The organism is Stenotrophomonas lacuserhaii (assembly GCF_039674585.1).
GTDB lineage: Bacteria > Pseudomonadota > Gammaproteobacteria > Xanthomonadales > Xanthomonadaceae > Stenotrophomonas > Stenotrophomonas pennii_A.
Genome location: NZ_JBDJNU010000041.1, coordinates 25671 through 36218, shown reverse-complemented (window position 1 = coordinate 36218; position 10548 = coordinate 25671). Strand labels below are relative to the sequence as shown.

Here is a 10548-nt window from a genome sequence, read left to right as displayed (position 1 = left end):
GGGCTGGGCGGGGGCGTTGAGCGCCATGGATGGCGCGAAACGAGGCCCGCATGGATGCGGCTTTTGCCGTCCCCCGCACAGCCCCACCGCCCGGCCCAGGCCAAGGCTGCAGCTCTAAACGCCACCCGCGAGGGGGTCCCACCCGTTCGACCACTCACCGCCCGCGCGGTGCGGAAGCAGGCTCAACCGACGTATCCACCTTCGCCACCACCGACATGCCGGGCCGCAGCCGCGCCGCCAGCGGTTGATCGGCATCGATCGCAATCCGCACCGGCAAGCGCTGCACCACTTTGGTGAAATTGCCGCTGGCATTGTCCGGCCGCAACACGCTGAACTCCGAACCGGTCGCCGGGGCAATCTCCTCCACGTGGCCGCGCAGGACCTCACCCTGGAACGCGTCCACCGCGAAGGTCGCAGGCTGGCCGATGCGCATCCGCCAGGTCTGGCCCTCCTTGAAGTTGGCCACCACCCACAGCGCATCCGGCACCAGGAACAACAGCTGCGAACCGGCGGTCACGTACTGGCCGACGCGCGCGCTGGCTTCGCTGACCTGGCCATCGCGCGGGGCGTGCACCGTGGTGTTGGCCAGGTCGATGCGGGCCAGTTCCAGTGCCGCCTGCGCACTTTCCACCTGCGCTTCCAGCCCCTTGCGCGCCACCTGGGTGGATACCAGTGTTTCTTCGGCAATCTGGATCTGCGCCTGCGACTGCTGCACCCCGGCCTGCGCGGAGGCCTGGCTGGTGCGGAACTTGTCGCGGTCGTTCAACGCCACCAGGCGCTGTTCGGCCAGCTGCTCGTAGCGTGCAAGTTCGGCCCGCGAGCGCTGCAGTTCGGACTGCCCGGCCGACAGCGTGGCCTTGGCCGAGGCGATCTGCGCGCGGTTCTGCGCCTGCGACTGGTCCGAATTGGCCAATGCAGCCTTGGCGCTGTCCAAGGCCGCTTCGGCCTGCGCGACGCGCTGGCGGTAGATACGGTCGTCGATGCGCAGCAGCACATCGCCCTGTCTGACGTGCTGGAAATCTTTCACCAGGACATCGGTGACGTAGCCATTGACCTGCGGCGCCAGCACGGTGACCTGCCCGCGGACGTAGGCGTTGTCGGTGCTGGCGATGGCGCTGGTGAACGGCCACAGCTGCCAGCCGCGCAGGATCAGCGCGATGCCCACCAGTGCGACCAGCACCATGATCACCACCGCCCGGTTGCTGGGCTTGAGGTACTTCGGCGCGCCCGTAGGCGTCGCCGGGGTGGCGGCCGGCGGCGGCGGGGCAGGGGCCGGTGCGGCATCGGTGGGAGGCGCCGGGTTCACGTTTTCCGGGGCGTCGTCATCGCGGGGTGGTTGCTGGGACATGGGGTTGCTCAACGCGGTGCGGCAGCCGCATCGGGCGCCGCGGAGGAGGAAGGGGAGGGGCGACGCCTGCGCCATTGCTTCATCGCGGCGATCCACAGCTGCAATGACAGCAGCCAGCCCAGGAAGCCCAGCGCCAGCCAGCCGCTGAGCGTGAACACATCATTGAAGCCACGCACGTTGGCTTCGCGGCGCGCGATCTGCGCCAGCTGCGCGGTGCCCTGCGCGCTGCGCTGCACCGGGTCGGTGATCTGCGCGCTGTAGAGTTGCTGCTGCAGGCGCAGCCGCTGCGCGACCACCGGATCGGCCGGGTCAAGCTGGCTGACCAGCGCGGTGGAATACAGCTGTTCGCGATGCAGCTGCACCGTACCGAGCACCGCCGAACCGGCCAGCCCCCCCAGCGTCTGGGTGATCGACAGGGTGACCAGGAAGGTGATCATGTGGTCCACGCCCTGCTTCAGCACGGCGGTGATGCCGAGCATGATCAGCGGACCCATGAACATGCCCGAGCCGACCGAAGCCAGGAACTGGCTGACGAAGAAATCATGCGGGCGGTCCTGGCTGGTGCGGTGCTGGTCGAGCAGGGCGGCGCTGCCCAGCAGCAGGATCGCCATCAGCACCTGCGGGATCAGCCGCTTCGGGCCGAAGGTCAGCGAACTGGCGGCGATGCCGGTGACCACCCCGGCCAGGATCACCGCGAACAGCGGCCGCATCTGGTCCGGCCCCATGCCGAGCGTGCGCATCAGCCCGACCACGCCATAGGACTGTTCGGTAGTGAGAAAGCGCAGCAGGAACGCGCCGACGATGAAGTGCAGCACCGGCAGGCTGGCCAGCCAGCGCACCTGCAGCAGCGGATTGCGCCGATAATGTTCAATCACGAAGGCCGCCGTGGCCAGCGTGATCGAGGCAATCAACGCCCAGCCCAGCCAGGGCGTGTCGGTCCACCAGCGCACGTACCCCTGCGCCAGTACCACCACCAGCAGGCCGACGGCGGGCGCCAGCAGCGCAAAGGTAAGGAAGTCCATCGGCTCGAAGGCCTTGATCTGCACGCCCGGTGGCAGCTTCAGCAGCACCACGGCAGCGAACGCGCACAGCGCCAGTCCGGCTTCGAAGAAGTACAGCAGGTGCCATTGGCCGGTACCCACCAGGCTGGGCGAAACCACCCAGGCCAGCGGCACCGCCAGCTGTGACAGCCCCACCCCGATCACCAACAGATTGCCGGTATAGCGGCGTGGCAACGACTGCAGCATGTACAGCGTGCCCAGCGTCGAGCACGCCGCGCCGGCGAAACCGCTGGCCGCGCGCAGCAGCACGGTGGTTTCGAAACTGCCGACCGCCAGGTGCAGCAGGGCCAGCGCCGCGTACAGCCCGAGGCCGATTTCGGCGAACAGGCGGATGCCATATTGCTGGCGGAACTTGAAGGCAAGCAGGTTGGCCGTCACGTTGACCATCACGTAGGAGGCGACCAGCCAGGTGCCCTGCACGGGGCTCAGGCCCAACTGGCCCTGCAGGAAAGGCAGGTTGGCGGTGACCAGCGCAGTGCCGAGGCCGCCGGTGATGGCGACCAGCACCGACACCAGCGCATAGGCGGCACGCCGGTGCGGCGGATGCCACGGCATCGACGCCGAGCCCGGGAGGGTGGGCTTCTCGTGTTCCTCCCAGTCCGGGATGGGCTTGAGGTACTGCGACATCAGGCCTCCGTTGCACCGGTTCCCTGCAGGCCCGCGCGCAGCAGCTGCAGCGCACGGCCTGCCAGCGCGCTGCGCTCTTCGCGGTTCTTGCCGCGCAGGGCCGCACCCAGCATGCCCGAGATCAGTGAAATATCCGTGGAGGTCAGGTCCGGCCGGCACAGACCCGCGGCGATCGCGCGCTGGATCGGTGCCTCCATCAGGCTACGCACGCGTTCGCGCGCACCGCGCACGGTCGGGTCGTCCGGATGCACCGCGCGCCAGTAATCGGCCAGCGCGGGTGAATCGATGATGCGGCGGGCCATGCCGTCCAGCAGCTCGAACAGCGCATCGTCGCGCCCTTCCAGTTCGGCTACCTGGCGTGCGATACGGTCGACGGTCCGCTGCAGCAGCGCTTCGATCAGTGCGCCGCGATCCGGGAAGTTGCGGTACAGCGTCGCCCGTCCGACCTGTGCGCGTTCCACCACCAGGTCCAGCGGGGCGGTCACCCCATGGTTGCCGAACACGTGGTCGGCGGCATCGAGGATGAGGGCGCGGCGGGCGGCCGCGTCAGCACGCAGGGAAGTCATGCGCCAGTTTCGGACAAAAATGTCCACATTGCCAGTACGGGCACGGCGGTGCCGGACGGCGCGTCAGTGCGCGGTGTGCTTCGTGATGACCCGGTGAGTCTCAGGTGGTGGCAGCAATCGTCCGCGGCGCCTGCTCGCGTATCGGAAAATGTGCGACGGCAGCGATCAGCGCCAGCGCGATGTCCAGGTACCACATCACCATGTAATTGCCCGTATTGGCCAGTACCACCCCGCCCAGCCAGGCGCCGAAGAAACCGCCGATCTGGTGCGACAGCAGGGTCAGCCCGAACAGCGTGCCCAGGTAGCGCGGCCCGAACAGCTTGCCGACCAGGCCGGCGGTGGGCGGCACGGTCGCCAGCCAGGTGAAGCCCAGCGCAGCGGCGAACACATAGAAGGTCAACGCGGTCGGTGGGGCAACGAGGTACAGCCCGATCATCAGCGCGCGGCTGGCATACAGCGCCACCAGCAACAGCTTCATCCGGTAGCGCTGGCCCAGGTAGCCCATCAGCAGGCTGCCGGCCACGTTGAACAGGCCGATCAGCGCGATCGAGGTGGACGACACGGTGGGCGACAGCCCACACAGGGCGATCTCACCCGGGAGATGGGTGACCAGGAAGGCGATATGCAGCCCGCAGGTAAAGAAGCCCAGGTGCAGGTACCAATAACCCGGCTCACGCAGGGCCAGGCGGAACTGTGCACGCAGCCCGCCATCGGTGGGGCCCGTGGCATGCGCGTGGTCGCCGGCACGGCGGCGCAGTGGCCAGGCCATCGGCAGGGTCAGCAGGGACACCACGGCCATCAGCAGCATCGCCCGCGCCCAGCCGGCGGCGCTGATCACCACCTGCAGGATCGGCGCGAAGAGGAACTGGCCGAGCGAGCCTCCGGCATTGATCAGGCCGGCCGCGAACGAACGGCGCTCGGCCGGCAGGCGATGCGCGGTGGCACCGATCAGCACGGAAAAACTGCCGGCACCTGCACCGGCCGCCATCATCAGGCCGAGGCTGAGGCCGAGCCCCCATCCGCCGGGAAGCAAGGGCGCCAGGGCCAATCCGGCGGCCAGCAGGACGCCACCGCCGATCAGCACCGGCAGCGGCCCGCGCTGGTCTGCCAGTGCACCGAACAGCGGTTGCACCGCGCCCCAGACCAGTTGACCGATGGCCAGTGCGAAACTGATGTCGACGATGCTGACGCCGGTATCGCGGTGGATGGGATCGACGAACAGGCCCGTGGTCTGGCGTGCCGCCATGGTGATCATCAGGATGCCCGAGGCCGCCAGCAGGATGCCCCAGGGAAGACGCGCGGCGGGTTCGGTGGTCATGGTCGGCACTATATGCCGGGATCAGCCAGTGCGGTGACGACCAACGGTCGTCACCCACCGACAGCGGGCGCAGGCCAGCGGGTCAGCCGGTCAGAAGTACGCGCGGATGCCGAACGCCACGCCACGGCCCGGCAGCGGCGCGTAGTCGCGCAGCAGCGAGGTGTGCGGACGCACTTCGCGGTTGGTCAGGTTGCTGCCGTCCACGAACACTTCGTAGCTGTTGCTGTCGCTGCGGTCCCAGCGATACGCGAAGTGCGCATCCACCAGCGTGTAGCCATCGGTCGGTTCCTCGTTCTGCGCGGTGTCCTTCTGGCTGCTGTAACGCACCGCACCGACCGATGCGCGCCAGCCGTCCTTGGCCCAGCGCAGGTCGGCGCCCACGCGTGCCGGCGAAATGCGCGGCAGGTAGCCTCCGTTGGCCAGGTCCACGGTGTAGTTGTGGTTGTGGTCGCCATGCGGCACGGCGATGTCCACGCTGCGGCTGCCACTGCCATCCAGTTCGGCCTTGACGTAGTCGCCGAACACGCGCAGGTCCCAGTCACCGGCATTGCCTTCGAACAGATGCACCAGGGCCTCCGCTTCGGCGCCCTTGAAGGTGGCATCCTGCTGCGCCCACAGGCGCACCGGCAGGTCTTCCACCACGCCGGTGTCGGCCAGGTAGATGAAGTCCTTGAACCTGGTCTGGTACACCGACGCGGAGAAGTCCAGGCGATCGCTGTGCGTGTGGATGCCCAGTTCGATGCGCTGGCCGCGCTCGGTCTTCAGCTGCGCATCGCCCAGTTCGATCGAACGCGTGGCGATGTGCGCACCGGCGGCGTACAGCTCTTCATTGGTCGGTGCACGCTCGGAACTGTCCACGCCGAAGCGCAGGTCCACGGCATCGTTCAACGTCCAGATGCCGGCAGCGGACAGGTTGGTGGCGTCGAACTTGCGGCGCTGGTAGTCGGCGGTCGGGTCCAGCTTGACCTGGTCATGGCGCGCGCCCAGTTCCAGCTTGAACGGGCCGAACTGCTTTTCCTGCAGCACGAACACGCCGAGGTTCTCGGTCGTGGTATCCGGCACGAAAGCCTCTTCGCCCCTGGCGCCGAAATCGCTGTTGCCGAACTGCAGGCCGAAGGCACCGTTCCAGCCGGCGATCTCGTTCTGCACCGCTTCCAACCGGCCTTCGATGCCCTGGTTGGTGAAGCGGGTCGCCGGGGTGCCGGCTTCCAGTTCGGTGTGCTCGTAGTCGGTGTAACCGGCGCGCAGGGTGACGTTCTTCAGGAACGAGGTCGGGTTGTAGATGCCGCCTTTGAAGTCGAAGCGGTTCTGCACCATGTCGATGCGCACGTCGTGCTCGTCGCCTTCTTCTTCCTCTGCGCCATGGTCGTGATCATGGTCGTGGTCATCGCCGTCGGCGTGCACGTGCGCGCCGTTGGGGATGCCGTAGTTGGTGCGATAGGTGCTGGCCGACAGGCCGAAGAAGCCACCATCGCCGAGCCACGTGGCACCGACGCCGCCGGCACGGGTGCGGATGGAACTGTTGTCCAGCGTGCCGCGGCGTGGCTCATCGGCATCGCCGTCGTCGTGCGCGTGGTCATGTTCTTCCAGCGCATCGACCACCGCGTAGCCGGGAATGCGGTAGTCATCGCCGTTGCGCACCAGGCCGTCCACGTGCAGCACCCAGTTGCCGTTGACGCCGTCCAGCCGGAACATGCCGCTGCGTTCGTCGTTGACACTGTTGCCGCGCACCTCGGCGCGACCGCTCAGCGGGCGGTCCGGGATCTCGCTGGCAATGCGTCCATCCACCACATTGACTGCACCACCGATCGCGCCACTGCCGAACAGCAGGGTGGCCGGGCCCTTCAGGACTTCGATCTGGTCGGCCAGGAACGGTTCGATGCTGGTGGCGTGGTCGGCACTGACGGTGGAGGCATCCATGTTGCCGACGCCGTTGGACAGCACGGCCACGCGCGGGCCTTCCTGTCCGCGGATGATCGGCCGGCCCACGCCGGGACCGAAGTACGAGCTCTGCACGCCGGGCAGCTTGGCCACGGTGTCGCCCAGGGTGCCGGCCTTGGCTTCGTCCAGGCGTTCGCCGGCGAGCACCTCGACCGGTCGCGCCAGCGATTCGGCATCGCCCTGCAGCGGTGAGGCGGTGACCTTGACTTCGGACAGTTCGGTCAGGTGTCGGCCGGCCGGGGCGTCGGCGGCCATCGCCATCGCGGGCAGCAGGGCAGCAGCAAGGGCCAGGGCGAGAGTGTGCGGGCGGGGCCGGGTACGCAGAGCAGTCATGGGGCTTCCAATGAATTGTTATAACGTATCAACAAGGGGGCGCACGAATCCCATGGCGGACAGCGGGAGAGAGTCGCTGGGCGAAACAGGCCGTGCGGGTACAGGAGGGATGTTATATTATTCCATAACGCTTCGCCGACCCTGCTGGAAGTCATGCCCCTGATCCCACGCCTCCGCCGTCTGCTTGATCGCTTCGGCGCCACCGGTTCGCTGCTGTGCGCGGTGCACTGCGCGGTCATCCCCGTGGTGTTGGCTGCCGCACCCTCGCTGGGCCTGTCGGTGTGGCTGGGCGATGGCGTGGAACAGGCGCTGGTGGTGTTCGTGACCCTGCTGGGGTTGTTCAGCCTGGTCTGGGGTTATCGGCGGCACGGTGCCCTGCGTGCGCTGGCCTTCCTGATCCCCGGCCTGGTCGCGTTGTGGGCGGGCGTGCTGTACGACCCGCTGCACCACGACCCGGTTCCGCACGCGGTGGTGATGACCCTCGGCGGGCTGCTGGTGGGTGTGGCCCACCTGGTGAATCTGCGCCTGAATCACGGCCACGTACACGACGCCAGCTGCGCGCACTGAGGCCGTCGTGGTAGGCTTTCCGATCGTGCGCGGGGGCGTCCAGCAAGACGGCCCCGCCAAACCCGTGCCAGCACGGGGTAATCAGAATCAACATAGCCAGGAGTTCAAGACATGGGTAAGGGTGACCGCAAGACCGCCAAGGGCAAGCGCTACAACGCCAGCTACGGCAACGCCCGTTCGCACACCGTGAGCAAGGCCGCCGTCGGCGCCGCCGCTCCGGTCGCCAAGAAGACCGTGGCCAAGGCCCCGGCAAAGAAGGCCGTTGCCAAGAAGGCCGTCGCCAAGGCCAGCTGATCCGCTGACCGGCAGAACACGAAAAAACGCGGCGCCCAGCGCCGCGTTTTTTTATGCCTTTTTCCCTTCCCGCCGGTGCCGCGCCGACTCACTTTCAGAGGGCGGCGCGAGGTGCTGGCCGGGACCGTGAGCCGCATGGATGCGGCGATCGAGCCTACAAGGACGTACTTGCGGCGTGTCCCGGGCAGTACCTCGCGCTGCCCGCCGCGACGCATAAGCAAAAAACACGCCGCGACGCGGTCACACCACTGCTTCGCGCAGCACCGGATTATCCCAGCCCGGCCGCGGCGAGAACCGATCGCCATGCCGCTGCTGCAGCACCTTCAGCCGCTCCACCAGCGCATCGGCACCGGTCGCCCGGATGTACTGCACCGGACCCCCACGGAACGGCGCGAACCCGGTCCCGAAAATCACGCCCGCATCCAGCAGGTCCGCATCGGCCACCACGCCATCGTGCAGGCACGCCACGGCTTCGTTGAGCAGTGGCAGGATCAGCCGGTCTTCCAGATCACCCGGCGCCTGGTAGCCCTTGGGTACTTCCGGCTTCTTCGCACGGCCGTTTTCCCAGGCGTAGATGCCCTGGCCGTCCTTCTTGCCGCGCTTGCCCTGTTCGACGGTCTGCAGCGCCGCCGGAATCTGCAGGCCGAGGAACGGAGCGAGCTCTTCGCCCACGCCGGCCGCTACGTCCAGTCCAACCGTATCCAGCAGTTCGATCGGCCCCATCGGCATGCCGAATTTGACCGCGGCCTTGTCGATCACCGGACCCGGGATGCCTTCTGCATAGGCGGTCGCCGCCTCCAGCATGTACGGGAACAGCACGCGGTTGACCAGGAAGCCGGGCGTGCCGGCGACCGGCACCGGGAACTTGCCCAGCGCCTTGCAGAAGGCCGCCAGGCGGCGCTCGGTCTCCGGTGCCATGCCGTCGTGGTGGATGATTTCCACCAGCGGCATCTGCGCGACCGGATTGAAGTAATGCAGGCCGGCGAACTGCGCCGGGCGCTGGATGTGGTCACGCAGTTCGACCAGCGGGATCGACGAAGTGTTGGTAGTCAGCAGCGCATCGGCCTTCATTTTCGGCTCCAGCGTCTGGTACAGGTCACGCTTGGCCTGCGGATTCTCGATGATCGCCTCGATCACCAGGTCCGCCTGCGCGGCACCCGCACCGGCCAGGTCGGCCTGCAGGCGCGCGGCCACCGCCGGCCGCTTGCTCTCGTCACGGACTTTCTTCTCGAACAGGGTCTGCGCGCGCTGCATGGCCGGGTCGATGAAGCGCTGCTCGCGGTCCTGCAGGGTCACGTTGAAGCCTTTGTAGGCCGACCACGCGGCAATATCGCCGCCCATCACGCCGGCGCCGACCACGTGCACGTGATGGATGCCGTGGTCGCCACTGCCGAGCGCCTTCAGGCGTTCGGTCAGGAAGAAGATGCGGATCAGGTTGCGCGCCGTGGGCGTGCTGGCCAGCTTCACCACCGCGCGGCGTTCGGCATCCAGGCGCGCCTGCACCGGCTTGCCGCCACTGCGTTCCCAGGTGCTGATCAGCGCGTACGGGGCAGGGTAGTGCTCCCTGCGGGCCTTGCGCGCGACCTGCTTGGCCATCTGCGGGGCCAGCAGTTTGCGCGCCGGCCAGGTATTGGTCGCCCAGGCGGTAGCGCGCTGCTTGAACGGGCGAACGGTGCCTTTCAGCGCCAGTGCCACGGCCGTGTCCAGCAGCAGGGCCGGGGCCACCACCTTGTCCACCAGGCCGATAGTGTGCGCCGCCGACCCCGACAGCGTGCGACCGGTCAGCATCATGTCCATCGCCGCCGGGGCGCCGACCAGCTGCGGCAGGCGCGCACTGCCGCCCCAGCCCGGGAAGATGCCCAGCTGGGTTTCAGGCAGGCCGATACGGGTGCTGCTGTCGTTGGAGGCGACACGGTAGCGGCAGGCGAGTGCCAGTTCGGTGCCGCCGCCCAGGCAGTGGCCATGGATCGCCGCTACGGTCGGGCAGGGCAGCTCGGCCAGCTTCTGGTAGGTCACCTGGCCGCGGCGGATGGCGTCATTGACGGTGCCGCGGCGGTCGAACGCCTGGAACTCCTTCAGGTCCGCGCCAGCGATGAAACCCGCCTGTTTGGCCGACTGGATCACCACGCCCTTGGGGGGATCGATGGCGATGCGCTCGATCAGGTCGCCCAGTTCCAGCAGGACATCCTGGGACATCGCATTGACGTTGGCGTCCTGGCGGTCGAGATTGAGCACCACGACACCGTCGTCGCGGATCTCCGGGTGCCAGTGCGCGAGGCGAAGCCCATCGAAGCCTGAGAGCATGGACGTTCCATCCGGTTGTGTATGGAGAAGGCGGCTATGATCCAGAGGTTGTTTCCCTTCCGTCAAATCCCAATAGCTGGGGGGGAGTGCTGACGGTGGTTCATGGCATGGACCGCTACGTTAACGGAACGTTGGTTAAAAGCTGGTGCGGTGCCCGGTCAGATGGCGCTGAACTTTTCCCGGGATTGG

8 protein-coding genes are annotated in these 10548 nt (G+C 67.6%); 2 read left to right on the top strand and 6 right to left on the bottom strand.

The features are described 5' to 3' along the window. Positions 1 to 154: 154 nt before the first annotated feature. From ABE522_RS14280 to ABE522_RS14260, 5 genes are all read right to left on the bottom strand, one after another. Entirely contained in the window at positions 155 to 1348 is a 1194-nt protein-coding gene (locus ABE522_RS14280; protein WP_346592257.1) for an HlyD family secretion protein, read from the bottom strand. A gap of 8 nt (positions 1349 to 1356) precedes the next feature. Next, a complete protein-coding gene (locus ABE522_RS14275; RefSeq protein WP_346592259.1) occupies positions 1357 to 3039 on the bottom strand; it encodes an MFS transporter in 1683 nt (560 codons plus the stop codon). Further along, positions 3036 to 3602, bottom strand: a complete 567-nt coding sequence (locus tag ABE522_RS14270; RefSeq protein ID WP_346592256.1) for a TetR/AcrR family transcriptional regulator — start codon at positions 3600 to 3602, stop codon at positions 3036 to 3038. Before ABE522_RS14270 ends, ABE522_RS14275 begins: the two co-directional genes overlap by 4 nt. 100 nt (positions 3603 to 3702) lie before the next feature. After that, the gene (locus tag ABE522_RS14265; protein WP_346592255.1) at positions 3703 to 4920 is read right to left on the bottom strand and encodes an MFS transporter; all 1218 of its coding nucleotides are present in this window, start codon (positions 4918 to 4920) and stop codon (positions 3703 to 3705) included. Positions 4921 to 5010: 90 nt separating this feature from the next. Continuing rightward, positions 5011 to 7194, bottom strand: coding sequence for a TonB-dependent receptor (locus ABE522_RS14260; protein WP_346592254.1), 2184 nt, complete (start codon positions 7192 to 7194; stop codon positions 5011 to 5013). Between the two features lie 153 nt (positions 7195 to 7347). Between ABE522_RS14260 and ABE522_RS14255 the strand changes: the two genes are divergently transcribed. Further along, a complete protein-coding gene (locus ABE522_RS14255; protein WP_346592253.1) occupies positions 7348 to 7761 on the top strand; it encodes a MerC domain-containing protein in 414 nt (137 codons plus the stop codon). 111 nt (positions 7762 to 7872) lie between these two features. After that, on the top strand, positions 7873 to 8055 hold the full coding sequence (locus ABE522_RS14250) for a 30S ribosomal protein THX (RefSeq protein ID WP_042615275.1): 183 nt from the start codon (positions 7873 to 7875) through the stop codon (positions 8053 to 8055). Between the two features lie 240 nt (positions 8056 to 8295). Here the strand turns inward: ABE522_RS14250 and ABE522_RS14245 are convergent, their stop codons facing one another. Further along, positions 8296 to 10359 (bottom strand): 3-hydroxyacyl-CoA dehydrogenase NAD-binding domain-containing protein, encoded by a 2064-nt coding sequence (locus ABE522_RS14245; protein WP_346592252.1) that lies wholly within the window; start codon positions 10357 to 10359, stop codon positions 8296 to 8298. Between the last annotated feature and the right edge of the window lie 189 nt (positions 10360 to 10548).